Origin of the sequence: Pandoraea terrae (assembly GCF_902459695.1) — a bacterium.
In the GTDB taxonomy this organism is placed as follows: Bacteria; Pseudomonadota; Gammaproteobacteria; order Burkholderiales; family Burkholderiaceae; genus Pandoraea; species Pandoraea terrae.
The window spans coordinates 158124-177443 of record NZ_CABPRZ010000010.1 but is presented as its reverse complement, the minus strand read 5'-3'; the positions used below and the strand labels follow the sequence as shown (position 1 = coordinate 177443).

The window sequence follows — 19320 nt, the reverse complement described above, 5'->3', positions numbered from 1 at the left end:
TCCCCGCTCGCCCGTCAGACGTTTTCGTCGAGGGCCGAGCGGATACCGGCGATGAATTCAGCCAGCGATTTTACCGCGTTCTGGCCATCTGTATCACGCGGCGTGTTCTCAAGGCGTTGCACGATCGCGCTGCCGATGACCACGGCGTCCGCCACGGCGCCGATGGCGCGGGCCGACGCGGCATCGCGAATCCCGAAACCCACGCCCACCGGCAGGGCCGCCACGGCCTTGATCGCGGGGATGCGGGCCGCCACGGCGCCAACGTCGAGACTGCCTGCGCCCGTCACGCCCTTGAGCGAGACGTAGTACAGATAACCGCTGGCCACGCGGGCGACGGCGGCGATGCGGTCATCGGTCGAGGTCGGCGCCAGCAGGAAGATCGGATCGAGGCCGTGCGCGCGCATGGCGTCGGCAAACGCTTCGCTTTCCTCGGGCGGATAGTCGACAACGAGCACGCCGTCGACGCCGGCCGCGGCCGCGCGCTGCGTGAACGCGTCAAGGCCCATGCGTTCGATCGGATTCGCGTAGCCCATCAGCACCACCGGCGTACGGTCATTGGTGCAACGGAACTCGGTGACGTATTCGAGTACGTGCGCGAGGCTCACGCCCTTGGCGAGCGCGCGCTCCGAGGCGCGCTGGATCACCGGCCCGTCGGCCATCGGATCGGAGAACGGCACGCCCAGTTCGATGACATCGGCGCCGTTGTCGGCGAGGGCGTGCATCAACTTGACCGTCCAGCCCGGCTCGGGATCGCCGGCGGTGATGAACGGGATGAGGCCTTTCTTACCCTGCGCGTGCAAGGTGCGGAACGTCGCTTGGATGCGTGACATGGTCGTTCAGTCTCTGAAGTCTTTGGTGTGCGATCGCATGGTAGTGCGGATTGATCTCATAGCCGACGAAACGGCGGCTATGCAGCGCACACGCCACGGCGGTGGTGCCGCTGCCCATGAAAGGGTCCAGCACCAGTCCGCCCGGCGGGCAGCTCGCGAGCACCATGCGCTCGATGATATGCAACGGTTTTTGCGTCGGATGGTCGACGCGCTCGGGGTCTTGCCGATGCAATCGCGAGATCGACCACAGATCCTTGGGGTTGTAGCCCAGTTCCAGCCACTTGCTGCCTTCGAAGATGCGCCGGCTGCGCGCCTTCTTCGTGGCGGCGTCGTAAGGCACGCGCACGGCGTCGAGGTCGAAGTAATAGTCCTTCGACACGGCGAATACGCCGATATTGTCATGCACGGAACTGAAGCGCCGGGTGCTCCCGCCCATGCTCGGCACGCGCCGGTCCCAGATGATCTCGTTGACCATCAGGAGCCGCTGCTTGAGGAACACGAACAGTTCCGGCGCGTACTGCCACGTACAGAACAGGTAGAGCGAGCCGCGCGGCGCCAGTTTCGGGAGCGCGGCTTCGAGCCAGCCGTACGTCCAGGCGAGAAAATCCTCGCCCGAGCGCTTGTCCGAATCGTTGCCGTAATCCTTGCCGAGTCCGTAAGGCGGATCGGCGAGGATCAGATCGACGGAACCGTCGGCCAACTCCCCCACGTGGGCGAGGAAATCGGCATGACGCAGGTTGATGTCGCCGGGCGCCCACGACGGGTGCGCAAGCCGCGAGCCCTCGAGCGCCGCCACCTCCGCGCTGGGCGTGGCGACGCCGTCCGGGCCGTCGAAGGCATCGGCGACGCCGACGGCGTCATTCGGGTCGATCAGTTCGTTCGGCTCGCTACGTTCTGTCATGAATGGGGATCGGTTGTCTCTCTCGCGCCGCCGGTCAGGGCTTGGCGTGCTCGGCCAGCGCCATCACGGTGTGCATGTCCTTGTCGCCGCGGCCCGACAGGTTGACCAGGATCTGCTTGTCCTTGGGCAACGTTGGCGCCAGCTTGCAGGCGTAGGCGAGTGCGTGGCTCGATTCGAGCGCCGGGATGATGCCCTCGATACGGCAGCAGTCGTGGAACGCGCGCAAGGCCTCGGCATCGGTAATGCCGACATATTCTGCGCGGCCCGCGTCCTTGAGCCAGGCGTGCTCGGGACCGACCCCCGGATAGTCGAGGCCGGCCGACACGGAATGCGTCTCGATGATCTGGCCGTTCTCGTCTTGCAGCAGATACGTGCGATTGCCATGCAGCACGCCCGGCGAACCGGCGATCAGCGACGCGGCGTGGCGGCCGGTCTCGATGCCGTCGCCCGCGGCTTCGACGCCGACGAGCTTGACGTCGGTATCGTCGATGTACGGATAGAAGATACCCATCGCGTTCGAGCCGCCGCCGACGGCCGCGACGACATAGTCGGGCTGGCGGCCGGTCAACTCCGGCATCTGCACGCGGCATTCATCGCCGATCACGCGCTGGAAGTCACGCACGAGCATCGGATAAGGGTGCGGGCCAGCCACCGTGCCAATGATGTAGAAGGTGTTTTCGACGTTCGTGACCCAGTCGCGCATCGCTTCGTTGAGCGCGTCCTTGAGGGTCTTCGAGCCTGACTCGACGGGCACGACCTTGGCGCCCAGCAATTGCATGCGGTAAACGTTCGCCGCCTGGCGCTTGACGTCTTCCGCGCCCATGTAGACGACACACTCCATGCCGAAGCGCGCGGCGATCGTCGCGGTGGCCACGCCGTGTTGTCCGGCGCCCGTCTCGGCGATCACGCGCGGCTTGCCCATGCGGCGGGCGAGCAGCGCCTGGCCGATCACGTTGTTGACCTTGTGCGCACCGGTGTGATTCAGGTCTTCCCGCTTGAGGAAAACCTGCGCGCCGCCCAGTTCCTGGCTCCAGCGCTTGGCGTGATAGACCGGCGACGGGCGGCCGACGTAGTGCTTCAGTTCGTATTGATATTCTTCGAGGAAGGCGGGGTCGTGCTGATACTTGGCGTAGGCCTCGCGCAGCTCGTCGAGCGCGTGAATCAGCGTTTCCGCCACGAATACACCGCCATACGGGCCAAAATGGCCCCGGGCGTCAGGCAAATCGTACATGGTTGTCACTCACTGAGTGCTGAAAACGTGGCGGCGCGGCACATCTTGATGCAGGCCGCGCAGGCCATGCGTTTTCGGCGGGTTCATCCGGTGGCGTCGGCAGCGCGAACGGCTTGCACGAACGCTGTCATCAGGGCGTGATCCTTCACGCCGCGTGTCGCCTCCACACCGCTCGATACGTCGACGGCGTAGGGCTGCACACGGGCGATCGCCTCAGCAACGTTGTGCGCGTTCAAGCCACCACTCAAAACGGCCCGATGCGCGATGTCTCTTGGAATAAGTGACCAATCGAAAACCTTTCCTCCACCGCCGTATCCCTCGACCAGGGCGTCGAGCAGAATACCTTGCGCGGCGGCGTATTCGTTCGCGAATTGTACCAAATCGGCGGCGTCGCGCGTTTCCGGACCAACCCGCATGGCCCGCAACCACGGACGGTGCCCCGCCGCTGCGGCGAGGGCTGCGCATTGCGCCGGGGTTTCGTCGCCGTGAAATTGCAGCAAACCGAGCGGTACGGCCTGCGTCACCCGGCGGATTTCGTCTTCCGTCGCGTTGACGAACAGTCCGACCAGCGTGACGAACGGCGGCACGCGGCGTGCCAGCTCGGCCGCCCGCTCGATCGACACATTGCGCGGGCTGGGTCCGTAGAAGACCAGTCCAATCGCATCGACGCCCAGCGCCACCGCGTGGTCGACGTCGGCAGTCTGCGACAGACCGCAGATCTTGATTCGGGTGCGCGCTTTCATGCGTTCCATGGCATCGGGAAGGGCCAGGCGGCCCAGTTGGGTTCAGGCAGCGCAAAGCGCTCGGGATAGCCGACACGCGCCAGATACAGGCCGTCCGGCATGAAGGTCGGCGCGGCGTGGCGGCGGTCCCGGCTTGCCAGGACGTCCGCCATCCACGCGGGCATCTGGCGGCCTCGGCCGATCGCCACCAGACACCCCATGATATTACGGACCATGTGGTGCAGGAATGCATTGGCACGGAATCGGAAGACGTAGAAATTGCCCTGCTGCGCCACATCGATCGCGTACATGTGCTTGACCGGCGTCTTGGCCTGGCATTCGGACGAACGGAATGCGGAGAAGTCATGCGCGCCGAGCAAGGTTTGACCGGCCGTCTGCATGGCGGTCAGATCAAGCGGCGTGTGCAGCCAGCCGCACCGCCCGTCGAGCAACGGCGAACGGACGGGGTGCACGTACAGCACATAGAAATAAGTGCGCTCGAACGCGGTGAAGCGGGCGTGGAAGTCGTCCGGGACAATCTGGGCCCATTGCACGGCCACCGTTTTCGGCAGGAACGCATTCACACCGCGCACCCAGGAGAATTCGGCGCGGTCCAGTTCGGTGTCGAAATGGACAACCTGCCCCAGCCCGTGGACGCCGGTATCAGTACGGCCGGCGACCGTTGTCGGCAGATCGACGCCGCCGAATTCCCGCAAGGCGCGTTCGAGCGCCTGCTGCACGGTGTTGCCGTGCGGCTGCGATTGCCAGCCCGAAAACGCGGTGCCGTCGTAGTGAATGCCCAGTGCGATTCGCATATGCCTCACGCCGCGCGCAACGTGCCGCGCGCCGATTCAAAAGAAAAATGGGCGCCCAACCTGCGGGCGCCCAAAAACTACGGTCAATCGTTGGCGGTGCCGGGACTTATTTGCCCAGCGCCGCAAGTCTTGTACGCGCCAGCGATTGCGCGGCGGCATTGCCGCTGCGCATCACTTCCTCGAGCAGTTCGCGCGCGCCTTCGTCGTCGCCGATCGACTGGTAGGCCGCGGCGAGTTCAAGTTTCGTGTGGATATCGCCGCCTTCGGTATCGCTGCCGTCTACTGCCGCGACTTCGGGATACACGTCAGCCGGCGATTGTAACGGGGTAGCGGCCTGCGCGGCAAATGCTGTTGCAGGCGGTGCGCCGAAATCGAGCGAGAATGCCGGCGTGTTGCCGCGCTTCGCGTCACCCTTCAGATCCAGGCTGAAGTCGGACAAGTCGAATGACAGCGGCTTGAGCGACGGCGCTTCATGGGCGGCGTCCGCAAACGTGGGCTTCGCCGGCGTATCGAAATCCGCGTCGGACGGCTCGCCGTCGAGTTCCGGTTCGCCGCCGTCATGGTGGACTTCCGGCGCCATCGTGAACTGAATCGAGCCCAGGCCACCCGCGCTCAGGAACGGGGTAGGCGTCGCCGGCACCGTGCCCACGTGGGCCGGCTGGCCCGGCAACGTCAAATCGAGATCGCCGACCATGCCCGCCACGCCGGCATCGGCCGCTGGGGTCACCGGGTCGGTCTCAACCTCGTACGTCTGCGGCGCCAGAACGGCGTCGGCCACAGGCTCGAAAGCCGGCTCCGGCGTAATCTCGGACGCAGGCGCGTCGGCATGTGCCGCCTGATTCGCCTCGTACAGCGCCGCAGCACCTGCCGCGACACCGACGGCGCCCAGCGCGACACCGGCGTGGTCGTCACCCGCCTCGGCTTGCCGGGCATCGTCACCGCCGCCCAGCCAATGCGATTGGCCGTCATCGCCACTGTCATAAGGGCCGTCCTGTCCCACCGCCGGCGGCGTATTGTGACGGCGGCGCATCAGCCAATAGATACCGAGCAGCGCGGCCAGCAGGCCGGCGCCCGGCAAGGCATAGGGATTCTCGCGCACCGCGCGCCACGTCATGCCGGGCCCATCGGCCGATTGGGCCGTCTGGGCCGCCGCAGCGCTCGCGGTGGCCGCGACGGGCGCCGACGCCGCCGCGTCCGTACCGGATGCCACCGTAGCGGTGGCCATGGAGGCTGCCTCGGCCTGAGACGCGCTCGTGGCCTCGCTCGCCGCCGACGCCGCCGTTGCGACGGCCGTCGTCTCGGCAGCGGAGGCCGTGGCGGGCGCCGCCGCGGGCACCGGTTGTTGATCGGCGACAGCGGCCGGCGTCTTCGCCGCGCCCTGTGTCGTGTTGTTCGCTTGCGTGTTATTGCCCGCAGTCACGCCGGAAGCGGTGGCGTTCTGCTTCTCCAGATCGGCGACGGCCTGATTCTTCATCGCCAACAACTTCTGGAGATCTGCTACGTTCTTCTGCAAATCATTCACCCTGCCCTGCGCTTCGGCGTCGGCCTTGTCGCGGGCGATACGTTCTTCTTCGCCGCTGCCGGCATTCGCGCCGGCGGCGTTGCGTCCCGGACCCGATTTGGGACGCGACAACTTCAGTTCATCACGCGTGGCCGGGGCGGCCGCTTCCGGAGCCTTCCCCGCCTCGATCGCGCCCTGCGCGCTACGCCCGCCTTCGGCCGGCGCGGCCTGGCCTGCCGTCGATTCCGCCAGACGCGCGCGGTACGCGTCGAACTGCTCGCGCGCGCTCGCCACGAACTTGCGCGCCTGCGCCGGCGCCACGGCCTGCACCTGCGGGTCCGCCGGACGATTCAGGGTCGCCCCCTGACGCAACCGGTTCGGATCGTTTCCAATGAACGCGTTGCGGTTCGCCTCGAACAACGCCGTCATCAGCTGTGCAACGGACGCACCGCCGGCTTCATCGGCATACTGCTGCGCAATCGACGACAACGTGTCGCCATGGCGCACGACGTGCGCCCCGCCATCGACGATTTTCTTCGCGGCAGCCTCGCCGGACGACGCCGCGCCCACGGGCGCGGGCTCGCCGGTATTGGACGACGGCGCCACGGCCGCCGGTACGACGGCCTGCGGCGCGGGCGACGGCTGAAGCGGCGTGGCAGCGAGCGTGTAAACCGCCGATTGACGGCCGGTACGCCATTCCAGCACCAGCAGCACGTCGAGATATGGCACGCTCACCGGCTCGCTCGAATCGAAGTGCACGATGTACGTGCCTGCTTCGCTCCTGGTCAGCCAGACGCTGAGTTTGTCGAGCGCGGGAAGACGGCGGATACCGACCTGACGGAACGCGGCCGCATCGGCGAGTTTGACGGTGAGGCCGTCGGCCTCGGCCGGCGAGACGTCGTTGAGCAGAACCGCCGCGCGCAGCGGTTGCCCCGGCGCGGAGCGGACCTGTTGCGCGCCGAGCGTTGCGGCGCCCGCACTGACGAGGCCGAGGCCCCACAACACGGCCGTGGCCGCAGTCATCCGTAGCGCTTTCGCGTGCTTGCCGATCGAGTTGTTCCGCACTGTGTCTGTTCGGGCCTGTCAGTCGAAGTTGTCACTGGCAGCCCTTGCGGGCGCCTCCCAAAGGGGCCGGCGGCAGTCCGGCCTGGCACTGCCGCCCTCGGCTCGCGCCGAGTCTTGCATACTTCTGCCGCTGCTTACGCGTCCAGCAGGATGCGCAGCATGCGGCGCAGCGGTTCGGCCGCACCCCACAGCAGTTGATCGCCCACCGTGAATGCCGACAGGTATTCGTCGCCCATCGCCATCTTGCGCAGGCGGCCCACCGGGATCGTCATGGTGCCGGTCACGGCGGCAGGCGTCAAATCGGTCATCGACGCCTCACGCGTGTTCGGCACCACCTTCACCCAGTCGTTGGCCTGACCGATGATATCGTTCAGTTCATCTAACGGCACATCTTTCTTGAGCTTGATGGTCAGCGCCTGGCTGTGGCAACGCATCGCACCAATGCGCACGCACAGGCCGTCGACCGGAATCGCCCGGGTACCGGCGAAACCCTCGCCCAGCCCCAGGATCTTGTTGGTCTCGGCGCCGCCCTTCCACTCTTCCTTGGACATGCCGTTGCCGAGATCCTTGTCGATCCACGGAATCAGGTTGCCGCCCAGCGGCACGCCGAACTGCCTGGTCTCGTCGGCGGTCAAGGCATGCTGCTTGGCCAGCACCTTGCGGTCAATCTCGAGAATCGCCGAGGCCGGATCATCCAGCAGCGACTTGACTTCGGCGTTGATGCTGCCGAATTGCGTCAGCAGCTCGCGCATATGCTGCGCGCCGCCGCCCGATGCCGCCTGATACGTCATCGAGGTCATCCAGTCCACCAGATTGTGCTGGAACAGGCCGCCCAGGCCCATCAACATGCAGCTGACCGTGCAGTTGCCGCCGATGAAATTCTTCGTGCCCGCCGACAGCGCGTCCTTGATCACATTCAGGTTGACCGGATCGAGAACGATGATCGCATCGTCCTTCATGCGCAGCGTCGAGGCCGCATCGATCCAGTAGCCATTCCAACCCGCGGCACGCAGCTTCGGAAAAATCTCCGACGTGTAGTCACCGCCCTGGCAGGTAATGATGATGTCGCATTTCTTCAGTTCAGCGACATCATTGGCGTCTTTCAGCGAAGTCTCGTTCTTCGCCATCGACGGGGCTTTGCCGCCCGCGTTGCTGGTGCTGAAAAACACCGGCTCGATCAAGGCGAAATCGTTCTCCTGCTGCATGCGTTGCATGAGCACGGAGCCAACCATGCCCCGCCAACCTACCAGACCTACGGTTCTCATTTTTCCACTCTCTCTCTATAAAACCTCTGCGGACCGCCTCCCCGGCGGTCCGTCGCTCATAGCGCCGCGACGACGGCCGCGCCCATTTCGCGCGTACCGACCTTGGTCGCGCCTTCCTGCCAGATGTCGGGCGTACGCAAGCCCTGTGCCAGCACCTTCTTGACCGCGGCTTCGATGCGGTCGGCCTGTTCCGGCTTGCCCAGCGTGTAACGCAGCATCATCGCCGCCGACAGGATCGTCGCCAGCGGATTTGCCACGCCCTTGCCCGCGATATCGGGGGCCGAACCGTGCGACGGCTCGTAGAGGCCCTTGTTCTTCGCGTCCAGCGAGGCCGACGGCAACATGCCGATGGAGCCGGTCAGCATCGCGGCTTCATCCGACAGGATATCGCCGAACATGTTGCCGGTCACGACCACGTCGAAGTTCTTCGGTGCCTTCACCAGCTGCATCGCGGCGTTGTCGACATACATATGCGACAGTTCGACGTCCGGATAGTCCTTGGCGACCTCGATCATCGTGTCGCGCCACAGCTGCGACGTTTCCAGGACATTGGCCTTGTCGACCGAGCACAGACGCTTGCCGCGCTTGGCTGCCGCCTGAAAAGCCACATGCGCGATACGGACCACTTCCGGCACCGTATACCGCATCGTATCAAAACCTTCGCGGCTGCCTTCGAACGGGCCGTCCGGCGCCTGTCGGAAACCCTTCGGCTGACCAAAGTAAATGTCGCCGTTCAGTTCGCGGATGATCAGGATGTCCAGGCCCGCGACGATCTCCGGCTTCAGGCTCGACGCATCGGCGAGCTCCTTGTACAGGATCGCGGGACGGAAGTTGGCGAACAGCTGCAGGTGCTTGCGCAGGCCCAGGATGGCCTGCTCCGGGCGCAGTTCGCGCGCCAGCGTGTCGTACTTCCAGTCGCCCACGGCGCCGAACAGGATGGCATCGGCTTCCTTGGCCAGCTTGAGCGTGGCTTCCGGCAGCGGATGGCCGGCAGCCTCGTAACCGGCGCCCCCCACGGGGGCCTGCTCCAGTTCAAACGATTCACCCAGCGCATTGAGCACGGCAACGGCTTCCGTGACGATTTCCGGACCGATGCCGTCACCCGGCAACACTGCGATTTTCATGCGATCTCCTTCGGTGGCGCTGCGCGCCTGTTGTGTCTTAGCGCGGCAAACGCGTATTCAGCCAGGGCTGGGCCGCCAGCCGCTTGGCTTCAAATTCATGGATCTTGTCGGCGTGGCGCAGGGTCAGGCCGATATCGTCGAATCCGTTGAGCATGCAATATTTGCGGAACGGCGCGATGTCAAACGAATAGCTACGGCCGTCGGCCGCCTGCACCGTCTGCTGTTCGAGGTCGATGGTCAACTGGTAGCCGACGAACGCCGTCGTCTCGTTGAACAGGTGATCGACCTGCATCTCGGTGAGCACGATCGGCAACACACCGTTCTTATAGCAGTTATTGAAGAAAATGTCGGCAAAACTCGGCGCAATCACCGCACGAAAGCCGTATTGCTGCAGCGCCCAGGGCGCGTGTTCGCGCGAGCTGCCGCAGCCGAAGTTCTTGCGCGCAAGGAGAATCGTGGAATTCTGGTAACGCGGCTGATTCAGCACGAAATTCGGATTCAGCGGACGCTTGCTGCAATCCTGCCCCGGCTGGCCGACGTCCGTATAGCGCCATTCGTCGAACAGGTTCTGGCCGAAGCCGGTGCGCTTGATCGACTTCAGGAACTGCTTCGGAATGATCGCGTCGGTGTCGACGTTTTCCCGGTCAAGGGGTGCCACCAAGCCCGTGTGGACAACAAATTTTTCCATCTCAAGCCACCTGATATTCTCTGCGGGCCGCGTGCCGCGGCCCCTCAACTTTCATGTGCGAACGGCCGCGCTTACTTCTTCGTCGCCGCGTTCTCGATCGCCTGACCGGCCGCCTTGGTATCCTGCCCCAGGCCGGCCATCGTATTGCATCCTGTCACGCCCAGCACCATCAAGGCCATCGCCAGCAAGCACAGTTTTTTCATTTCAGTTTCTCCCGGTTGAGCGCGAAATCGTTCTTATGTAACGACGATCACGTGAATTCGGATGACGGCGGCCTCAAACGAGGCGGCGTACGTCCACGAAATGCCCTTCGATCGCCGCCGCCGCCGCCATCGCGGGCGACAGCAGGTGAGTGCGGCCGCCGGCGCCCTGACGGCCCTCGAAGTTGCGGTTCGAGGTCGAGGCGCAGCGCTCGCCCGGCTCCAGGCGGTCGGCATTCATCGCCAGGCACATCGAGCAGCCCGGCTCGCGCCACTCGAAGCCTGCGGCCTTGAACACCTGGTCCAGCCCTTCCTGCTCAGCCTGCTGCTTCACCAGCCCCGAGCCCGGCACGACCATCGCCAGACGCACGTTCGCCGCGACCTTGCGGCCCAGCTTCTTGACCACGTACGCGGCAGCGCGGATATCTTCGATGCGCGAGTTCGTGCACGAGCCGATGAACACCTTGTCGATGGCGATTTCCTGCATCGGCGTATCGGGCTTCAGGTTCATGTACTCGAGCGCACGCTCCATGGCGCTGCGCTTGACCGGATCCTTTTCCTTATCGGGGTCGGGCACGCGGTCTTCAATCGACACGACCATTTCCGGCGACGTGCCCCAGCTCACCTGCGGCGTCAGCTTCTCGGCATCGATCTCGACAACGTGGTCGAACTGGGCGCCGTCGTCGCTGCGCAGCGTGCGCCAGTAGGTTTCGGCCTGCTGGAACGCTTCGCCGGACGGGGCGAACGGGCGGCCCTTGACGTAGTTGATCGTAGTGTCGTCCACGCCGACCAGGCCGGCGCGCGCGCCCGCTTCGATCGCCATGTTGCACACCGTCATGCGGCCTTCCATCGTCAGGGCGCGAATGGCCGGTCCGGCGAACTCGATCGTATAGCCGGTACCGCCCGCCGTGCCGATCTTGCCGATGACGGCCAGCACGATGTCCTTGGCCGAGCAGCCGCGCGGCAGTTGGCCGTCGACCCGCACCAGCATGTTCTTGCTCTTCTTCATCAGCAGCGTCTGCGTGGCGAGCGTGTGCTCGACCTCGGACGTACCGATGCCGAACGCCAGCGCGCCGAACGCGCCGTGCGTGGAGGTATGCGAATCGCCGCAGACCACCGTCATGCCGGGCAGCGTGGCGCCCTGCTCCGGCCCGATCACGTGGACGATCCCCTGGCGCAGATCGTTCATCTTGAACTGCGTGATGCCGAAATCGTCGCAATTGTGGTCGAGCGTATCGACCTGCAGGCGCGAGATCGGATCCTCGATGCCACTGGAGCGATCGGTCGTCGGGACGTTATGGTCCGACACTGCCAGATTGGCCGACAGACGCCAGACCGGCCGTTCGGCCAGCTTCAGCCCTTCGAACGCCTGCGGGCTCGTGACTTCGTGCAGCAGGTGACGGTCGATGTAGAGCAGCGTGGTGCCGTCGTCCTCGGTATGCACAACGTGTGCATCCCACAATTTGTCGTACAGCGTCTTGGCCATGATGAAAGTGCGGGGCAGTTATCGTTCTGGGAACTTTTGATTATGCCATAGCGCATAAGCGCCGGCGGAATGACAAATCCCCGGAAATCGTGCGTAAAACGCACAATATCCCGGGGATTTGCGCGATTCTCCAGCATATCCTGCCGCAGAACCGCCTGCATTGCTGAATCGGCATCGGCGCCGTGCCGGCACGGCAAGCCGCACCGGCCACCGATGGCCGCGCCGTCAGCTCAGCGCTTGTCGATCGGCGCGACGTCGCGCGGCGTATTGCCGATGAACAGCTGACGCGGACGGCCGATCTTCTGGTCCGGTTCCGCAATCATTTCCGTCCATTGCGCAATCCAGCCGACCGTACGGGCCAGCGCGAAGATGCAGGTGAACATCGACGTCGGAATGCCCAGCGCGCGCTGAACGATGCCCGAGTAGAAGTCGACGTTCGGGTACAGCTTGCGCGACACGAAGTATTCGTCTTCCAGGGCGATCTTTTCCAGCTGCATGGCGAGCTTGAACAGCGGATCGTCGTGCAGGCCCAGTTCGTTGAGCACCTCGTAGCACGTTTCGCGCATGAGCTTGGCGCGCGGATCGTAGTTCTTGTACACGCGGTGACCGAAGCCCATCAGCTTGACGCCCGAATTCTTGTCCTTCACTTGCTTGATGAATTCAGGAATCTTGTCCGGCGAGCCGATCTGCTCGAGCATGTTCAGGGCGGCTTCGTTCGCACCACCGTGCGCCGGGCCCCACAGGCAAGCGATACCGGCAGCGATACATGCGAACGGGTTGGCGCCCGACGAGCCGGCCAGGCGGACCGTCGAGGTCGACGCGTTCTGCTCGTGATCGGCGTGCAGGATCAGGATGCGGTCGAGCGCGCGCACCAGCACGTCGTTGACCTTGTACTCTTCGCACGGGTTGGCGAACATCATGCGCATGAAGTTCGCGGTGTACGACAGGTCGTTGCGCGGATACACGAACGGCTGGCCCACGCTGTACTTGTACGCCATGGCGACCAGCGTCGGCAGCTTCGCGATCAGGCGAATCGCCGAGACTTCACGGTGCTGCGGGTTGTTGATGTCCAGCGAGTCGTGGTAGAACGCCGACAGGGCGCCGACCGAGCCGACCAGCACGGCCATCGGGTGTGCGTCACGACGGAAGCCGCGGAAGAAGAAGTTCATCTGCTCATGAACCATCGTGTGACGGGTCACGGTATCAACAAATTCCTTCTTTTGCGCGGCGTTCGGCAGTTCGCCCTTGAGCAGCAGATACGACGTTTCGAGGAAGTCGCAGTTTTGCGCCAGCTCGTCGATCGGGTAGCCGCGGTACAGCAGCTCGCCCTTGTCGCCATCGATATACGTGATGGCCGAGTTGCACGCAGCCGTCGACATGAACCCGGGGTCGTACGTGAATTTGCCGGTCTGGCCGTACAGCTTGCGGATGTCGATGACATCCGGGCCCATCGTTCCCTTGTAGATCGGCAGTTCGACGCTCGGCGAATCATCCGAGAAAGATAGGGTGGCTTTAACATCTGACGGAGTCATAACGCTTCCTCAAAAAAAATCTTAAACCCTACACGGCACGCAGGAGCGCCAGCAGGCGCCGCACGTCCGGCCCGTCCAGATCCGCTTCGGGCTCTTTACGCGCTAGCAGCAGATCCATCAAATCGTTGTCGCTCAAATCGAGCAGTTGGGTCAGGGCACCCACGTCATCGTCCGTAAGCGACGCTTCGTACCTGGCGAAAAATCGCTCAAGGATGATGTCGTTCTCGACCAGTCCACGGCGCGCCCGCCAGCGAAGGCGGGCGCGCTTGAGCGGATCATCCTGATGGTTGTCCGACGTCATGGGCAATCGTCAGACCGTACGACGCACCATCAGCTCTTTGATCTTGCCGATGGCTTTGGTCGGGTTCAGACCCTTCGGGCACACGTCCACGCAGTTCATGATCGTGTGGCAACGGAACAGGCGATACGGGTCTTCCAGGTTATCAAGACGCTCGCCGGTGGCGCGGTCGCGGCTGTCCGCAATGAAGCGGTAAGCCTGCAGCAGACCGGCCGGGCCGACGAACTTGTCCGGATTCCACCAGAAGCTCGGGCACGACGTCGAGCACGATGCGCACAGAATACACTCGTACAGACCGTCCAGCTCGTCGCGCTCTTCCGGCGACTGCAGGCGCTCCTTCTCGGGCGGCGGCTCGTCGTTGATCAGGAACGGCTTGATCGAGTGGTACTGGTTGAAGAAGTGCGTCATGTCGACGATCAGGTCGCGGACCACGGGCAGCCCCGGCAGCGGCTTGAGCACGATCTTGTTCGGCAGCTCATTCATGTTGGTCAGACACGCCAGGCCGTTTTTGCCATTGATGTTCATGGCGTCCGAACCGCACACGCCTTCACGGCACGAGCGACGGAAAGCGATGCCTTCGTCGAGCTTCTTCAGCTTGACCAGCGCGTCGAGCAGCATGCGCTCGTGACCGTCGAGTTCGACCTCGTAGGTCTGCATGTACGGTGCTGCGTCCTTGTCCGGATCGTAGCGGTAAACTTCGAAAATACGTTTCATGTTGCGAATCCCTTAGAACGTCCGCGCCTTGGGCGGAACCGAGTCGACGGTCAGCGGCTTCATCTGCACCGGCTTGTATTCCAGACGGTTGTCTTCGCTGAAGAACAGCGAGTGACGCATCCAGTTGGCATCGTCGCGCTCGGGGTAATCGCTGTGGGCGTGTGCGCCACGGCTTTCCTTGCGGGCTTCGGCAGCAATCATGGTGGCCTTGGCCACTTCGATCAGGTTGTCGACTTCCAGCGCTTCCACGCGGGCCGTGTTGAAGACCTTCGACTTGTCCTTCAGATGGACACTGCCCACGCGCTCGGCGACCTGCTTGATCTGCGTGACGCCTTCGGCCAGCAACTCCGAGGTACGGAACACGCCAGCGTGCTTTTGCATCGTTGCGCGGATATCGTTGGCGACGTCCTGCGCATACTCGCCCGACGACGAGGCATCGAGGCGGGCCAGGCGGGCCAGCGCTCGGTCGGCGGCGTCAGCCGGCAGCGGCTTGTGCTCGCCTTGGCTCTTCACGAAGTCGATGATGTGGTTACCGGCCGCACGACCGAACACCACGAGGTCGAGCAGCGAGTTGGTACCCAGGCGGTTGGCCCCGTGGACCGACACGCACGAGCATTCGCCGACGGCATAGAAACCGTTGACCGGGGTTGATTCGCCGCCCTTTTGCACCACCACCTGACCATGGTAGTTGGTCGGGATGCCGCCCATCTGGTAGTGAATCGTCGGAACGACCGGAATCGGTTCCTTGATGGCATCGACGTTCGCGAACTTCAGCGCGATTTCGCGAATCGACGGCAAACGCTTCAGGATGGTCTCGGCGCCGATGTGCGACAGGTCGAGCAGCACGTAGTCCTTGTTCGGACCACAGCCGCGGCCTTCCTTGATTTCCTGGTCCATCGAGCGCGACACGAAGTCACGCGGCGCCAGATCCTTCAGCGTCGGGGCGTAGCGCTCCATGAAGCGCTCGCCGTTCGAGTTGCGCAGAATACCGCCCTCGCCACGCACACCTTCGGTGATCAGCACGCCCGCGCCGGCCACGCCGGTCGGGTGGAATTGCCAGAATTCCATGTCTTCGAGCGGAATGCCCGCACGCGCCGCCATGCCAAGACCGTCACCGGTATTGATGAAGGCGTTGGTCGAAGCTGCATAGACACGGCCTGCGCCGCCCGTGGCGAACAGCGTGCACTTGCCTTCGAGCAGGTAGACTTCGCCGGTCTCCATTTCCAGCGCCGACACGCCGAGCACGTCGCCCGATTCGTCGCGGATGAGATCCAGCGCCATCCACTCGACGAAGAAGTTCGTCTTGGCTGAAACGTTTTGTTGATACAGCGTGTGCAGCAGCGCATGTCCCGTACGGTCAGCAGCCGCGCAAGCGCGTTGCACCGGCTTTTCGCCGTAGTTGGCCGTGTGGCCGCCGAACGGGCGCTGATAAATCGTGCCGTCTGCATTACGATCGAACGGCATGCCCATGTGCTCAAGCTCATAGACGGCGTTCGGCGCCTGGCGGCACATGAACTCGATCGCATCCTGGTCGCCGAGCCAGTCGGAACCCTTGATGGTGTCGTAGAAGTGGTAGTGCCAATTATCTTCGCTCATGTTGCCGAGCGACGCACCGATGCCGCCCTGGGCAGCCACGGTATGGGAACGCGTGGGGAACACTTTCGACAGCACGGCGACCGACAGACCGGCCTTGGCCAGTTGCAGCGACGCGCGCATGCCGGAACCGCCTGCGCCCACGATGACGACGTCAAAGCGACGGCGCGGCAGGGAATTTTTTATTGCAGCCATTCTTTACACTCTCCACAGAATCTGTGCGGCATAGCCCGCGCATGCGACCAGCCAGACGATCGTCAATGCATACAGCGCCAGGCGGATGCCGGCCGGCTTGACGTAGTCCATCCAGATATCCCGAATGCCGACCCAGGCGTGGTAGAACAACGCGAGCAGCGTGACGAACGTCGCGAGCTTCATCCACTGGTGGGCGAAGATGCCGGCCCAGCCTTCATAGGAGAAATCCTTGGCGAGGAAGAACCACACCAGCAGGATCACCGTGTACACGGCCATGATGACGGCCGTGAGACGTTGCGCGATCCAGTCGCGGATACCATAGTGAGCGCCGACGACCAGACGCTTCGAACCGATCTTGTCGTGGGCCATCTCAGAACGCTCCGAACAGTTTGAGGGCGACCGCGGCGGTCAGGATCAGCGACAGCGCGAGCACGGACACCGCCGAGCGCTTGCCGCCTTCCTTGCTCACGGCGTCATGATTCAGATCCATGCGCAGATGGCGCAGGCCGGCCAGGAAGTGGTGGAGGAAACCCCAGGCCAGCACGAGAATCACAAGCTTGGCAAACCAGTTGGAGGCGATGCCGCGGAGCACGTCGAAGCTCAGTTCGGACGTGAGGCTCTGTTCGAAGAGATACAGAACGAACGGCAGGAGAAGGAACATGATCGCACCGCTGATCCGGTGCAGGATGGACACGATACCAGCCAGAGGAAGCCGGTACGTGACAATCTGTCCGATACCGATGTTCCTGTAGACTGGCCGCTCATTTTTTACTGCTTCAGCCATGCTAGACCCCATGTAGTTACAACAGCCCGTGATTTTAGCGCTGTTTCTAGTGCGTTGCACCATGCACGAGTCAAACCCCGGGAACCTTCACCCGCAGGCGCCACCCGCACGCCCGTCTCAACTCAAGTCGTTCTGATAGTGATGTTCTGTGGTGACATACCAGCCACGGCGGACTTCCACCGGCTTGTCCCCATAAGTGTAGGAGACGCGCTCTACACTCAACAGCGGGAAGCCCTTCGGCACCTTGAGCAGGTCCGCGGTCATGTCGTCCGCCGCCACCGCACGGATCTTTTCCACGGCGCGGATCATGCGCGTACCGAATTCATCTTCAAAGAGACCGTACATCGGCCCCTTGTATTCATTCAGGCGCTCCGCGGTCAGACCGCGGAACAGCGATCCCGGCAGCCAGATCTCGTCGAGCACCGTCGGACGGTCCGAGAAATCGAGCATGCGGCGAATCAGGATCACGCCGTCGCCGGCCCGCAGGTCGAGCTGACGCGCGATTTCCGCCGGCGCGCGCATGCGGCGGCAGTCGATCAGGCGGCTCGGGGGATGGTGCGGATCGCCGCTGTCCGGCGCGAGACGCAGGAAACGGAACTGGACGCGGTCTTCGTGATGGGTGGCGACAAAGGTGCCGCGCCCCTGCCGGCGCACCAGCAGGTTGTCGGCGGCCAACTCGTCGATCGCCTTGCGCACGGTGCCCTGGCTGACCTTGTAGCGGCCGGCCAGTTCGACCTCGCTTGGGATGATCTCGCCCGGCTTCCATTCGCCGGCCTGCAAACTTTGCGTGATCAACCCCTTGATCTGCTGGTACAGTGGGCTGAATGTCGGGGACGAACCCGCCGCCGGGGTCACCCCCGGGGTCGCCCCTTCACGCGCGCCTTCCTGCCGGGTACCGGCATCGACAGGTGCGTTGCTGCTGGATGTGTCGCGGACATTCGCATTCATGACGCGGATTTGACCACAAACCGGGACATCCGTCCATCGAATAACAGCAATAATCCTATGTCTTATATAAGACATAAGATACAGTTGACATTCGTCTTGCCGACTCCTACACTGACGCGGGCTAATGGGGCCCTGCAGCCGCGGCGAGGCAAGGCCTGTCGCCGCCATTTTACGGCAGCACTCCCCCGGCAGCCCGCAAGCTTCCGTTCGCAAAGGAATTTTAGGAGCTTCATGTGACGCGGCGCTGTCAGTACGGCCTGGCGAATGCCACCCGGACGGCGAGCCTTCAATGAGCTTCGCAGGAATTTGTACACGTCTGGAGAAATTCTCATGGCAAAACCCGCAATGCGTGTCGCCGTCACCGGCGCCGCTGGCCAAATCGGCTACTCCCTGCTGTTCCGCATCGCCAATGGCGACATGCTCGGCAAGGACCAGCCCGTCATCCTGCAACTGCTCGACCTCCCGCAAGCGCAAGCCGCCGTCAAGGGCGTCGTGATGGAACTGGAAGACTGCGCCTTCCCGCTGCTGCAGGGCGTTGTCATCACTGACGACCCGAAGGTCGCCTTCAAGGATATCGACGTTGCCCTGCTCGTCGGCGCACGTCCGCGCAGCAAAGGCATGGAACGCAAGGACCTGCTGCAAGCCAACGCCGAAATCTTCACGGTTCAGGGCAAGGCCCTGAACGAAGTCGCCAAGCGCGACGTGAAGGTCCTGGTGGTCGGCAACCCGGCCAACACGAACGCCTACATCGCCATGAAGTCGGCGCCGGATCTGCCGAAGAAGAACTTCACCGCCATGCTGCGCCTGGACCACAACCGTGCCCTGTCGCAAATCGCGTCGAAGACGGGCAAGGCTGTCGCCGGCATCGAAAAGCTGGCCGTGTGGGGCAACCACTCGCCGACGATGTACCCCGACTACCGTTTCGCCACGATCGACGGCCAGGGCGTCAAGGCACTGATCAACGACGAAGCGTGGAACAAGGACGTGTTCATCCCGACCGTGGGCAAGCGCGGCGGTGCGATCATCGAAGCGCGTGGCCTGTCGTCGGCTGCCTCGGCCGCCAACGCCGCCATCGACCACGTCCGTGACTGGGTCCTCGGCACGAACGGCAAGTGGGTCACGATGGGTATTCCGTCGGATGGCTCGTACGGCATTCCGGAAGACATCGTCTACGGCGTGCCGGTCACCTGCGAAAACGGCGAGTACAAGCGCGTCGAAGGCTTGGAAATCGATGCGTTCTCGCGTGAGCGCATGGACTTCACCCTGCAGGAACTGCAGGAAGAGCGTGACGGCGTGGCCCATCTGCTTGGTTAATCGCTGAATGTCGTATCCGGCCGGCGCTTGCGCCGGCCGCAGACCCTACCCCACCCGCCGTCATGAACCCGACCGTTTTCTTGGCAAAGCGAATCACCCGCACCGCGCAACCGA

General features: G+C 63.7%; 19 protein-coding genes. 1 reads left to right on the top strand and 18 read right to left on the bottom strand.

What is annotated here, in order from left to right; all coding sequences use genetic code 11:
* Window positions 1–14: 14 nt before the first annotated feature.
* The 18 genes from trpA to PTE30175_RS13885 form a co-directional block, all read right to left on the bottom strand.
* Entirely contained in the window at window positions 15–830 is an 816-nt protein-coding gene (gene trpA / locus PTE30175_RS13970) for a tryptophan synthase subunit alpha (RefSeq protein WP_150697663.1), read from the bottom strand.
* Window positions 784–1731 carry a DNA-methyltransferase gene (locus PTE30175_RS13965; protein ID WP_224788765.1) on the bottom strand — a complete coding sequence of 316 codons (948 nt, stop codon included), beginning with the start codon at window positions 1729–1731 and terminating at the stop codon, window positions 784–786. Before PTE30175_RS13965 ends, trpA begins: the two co-directional genes overlap by 47 nt.
* Before the next feature lie 34 nt (window positions 1732–1765).
* The gene (gene trpB / locus PTE30175_RS13960; protein ID WP_150697662.1) at window positions 1766–2962 is read right to left on the bottom strand and encodes a tryptophan synthase subunit beta; all 1197 of its coding nucleotides are present in this window, start codon (window positions 2960–2962) and stop codon (window positions 1766–1768) included.
* 83 nt (window positions 2963–3045) lie between these two features.
* The gene (locus tag PTE30175_RS13955) at window positions 3046–3714 is read right to left on the bottom strand and encodes a phosphoribosylanthranilate isomerase (protein ID WP_150697661.1); all 669 of its coding nucleotides are present in this window, start codon (window positions 3712–3714) and stop codon (window positions 3046–3048) included.
* Window positions 3702–4499, bottom strand: a complete 798-nt coding sequence (gene truA, locus PTE30175_RS13950) for a tRNA pseudouridine(38-40) synthase TruA (RefSeq protein ID WP_150697660.1) — start codon at window positions 4497–4499, stop codon at window positions 3702–3704. The genes PTE30175_RS13955 and truA overlap by 13 nt, the downstream gene beginning before the upstream one ends.
* A gap of 106 nt (window positions 4500–4605) precedes the next feature.
* Window positions 4606–7023 carry a motility hub landmark protein FimV gene (locus PTE30175_RS13945; RefSeq protein ID WP_150697659.1) on the bottom strand — a complete coding sequence of 806 codons (2418 nt, stop codon included), beginning with the start codon at window positions 7021–7023 and terminating at the stop codon, window positions 4606–4608.
* A 176-nt stretch (window positions 7024–7199) separates the two neighbouring features.
* Window positions 7200–8330, bottom strand: coding sequence for an aspartate-semialdehyde dehydrogenase (gene asd, locus PTE30175_RS13940; RefSeq protein ID WP_150697658.1), 1131 nt, complete (start codon window positions 8328–8330; stop codon window positions 7200–7202).
* Between the two features lie 56 nt (window positions 8331–8386).
* On the bottom strand, window positions 8387–9454 hold the full coding sequence (gene leuB, locus PTE30175_RS13935) for a 3-isopropylmalate dehydrogenase (RefSeq protein ID WP_150697657.1): 1068 nt from the start codon (window positions 9452–9454) through the stop codon (window positions 8387–8389).
* Between the two features lie 37 nt (window positions 9455–9491).
* A complete protein-coding gene (leuD, locus tag PTE30175_RS13930) occupies window positions 9492–10142 on the bottom strand; it encodes a 3-isopropylmalate dehydratase small subunit (protein ID WP_150697656.1) in 651 nt (216 codons plus the stop codon).
* Window positions 10143–10213: 71 nt separating this feature from the next.
* Window positions 10214–10345, bottom strand: a complete 132-nt coding sequence (locus tag PTE30175_RS13925; RefSeq protein WP_150697655.1) for an entericidin A/B family lipoprotein — start codon at window positions 10343–10345, stop codon at window positions 10214–10216.
* Between the two features lie 73 nt (window positions 10346–10418).
* Window positions 10419–11828, bottom strand: a complete 1410-nt coding sequence (gene leuC / locus PTE30175_RS13920; protein WP_150697654.1) for a 3-isopropylmalate dehydratase large subunit — start codon at window positions 11826–11828, stop codon at window positions 10419–10421.
* Between the two features lie 230 nt (window positions 11829–12058).
* The gene (gltA, locus tag PTE30175_RS13915) at window positions 12059–13360 is read right to left on the bottom strand and encodes a citrate synthase (protein ID WP_150697653.1); all 1302 of its coding nucleotides are present in this window, start codon (window positions 13358–13360) and stop codon (window positions 12059–12061) included.
* A 28-nt stretch (window positions 13361–13388) separates the two neighbouring features.
* On the bottom strand, window positions 13389–13661 hold the full coding sequence (locus PTE30175_RS13910; protein WP_150697652.1) for an FAD assembly factor SdhE: 273 nt from the start codon (window positions 13659–13661) through the stop codon (window positions 13389–13391).
* Window positions 13662–13670: 9 nt separating this feature from the next.
* Window positions 13671–14372, bottom strand: a complete 702-nt coding sequence (locus PTE30175_RS13905; RefSeq protein WP_150697651.1) for a succinate dehydrogenase iron-sulfur subunit — start codon at window positions 14370–14372, stop codon at window positions 13671–13673.
* A 12-nt stretch (window positions 14373–14384) separates the two neighbouring features.
* Window positions 14385–16160 (bottom strand): succinate dehydrogenase flavoprotein subunit, encoded by a 1776-nt coding sequence (gene sdhA, locus PTE30175_RS13900; RefSeq protein WP_150697650.1) that lies wholly within the window; start codon window positions 16158–16160, stop codon window positions 14385–14387.
* Window positions 16161–16163: 3 nt separating this feature from the next.
* Window positions 16164–16529, bottom strand: coding sequence for a succinate dehydrogenase, hydrophobic membrane anchor protein (gene sdhD, locus PTE30175_RS13895; protein WP_150697649.1), 366 nt, complete (start codon window positions 16527–16529; stop codon window positions 16164–16166).
* A gap of 1 nt (window position 16530) precedes the next feature.
* On the bottom strand, window positions 16531–16944 hold the full coding sequence (sdhC, locus tag PTE30175_RS13890) for a succinate dehydrogenase, cytochrome b556 subunit (protein WP_150697648.1): 414 nt from the start codon (window positions 16942–16944) through the stop codon (window positions 16531–16533).
* Between the two features lie 117 nt (window positions 16945–17061).
* Window positions 17062–17892, bottom strand: coding sequence for a GntR family transcriptional regulator (locus tag PTE30175_RS13885; RefSeq protein ID WP_150697647.1), 831 nt, complete (start codon window positions 17890–17892; stop codon window positions 17062–17064).
* A 330-nt stretch (window positions 17893–18222) separates the two neighbouring features.
* Between PTE30175_RS13885 and PTE30175_RS13880 the strand changes: the two genes are divergently transcribed.
* Entirely contained in the window at window positions 18223–19206 is a 984-nt protein-coding gene (locus PTE30175_RS13880) for a malate dehydrogenase (protein WP_150697646.1), read from the top strand.
* Window positions 19207–19320 lie beyond the last annotated feature (114 nt).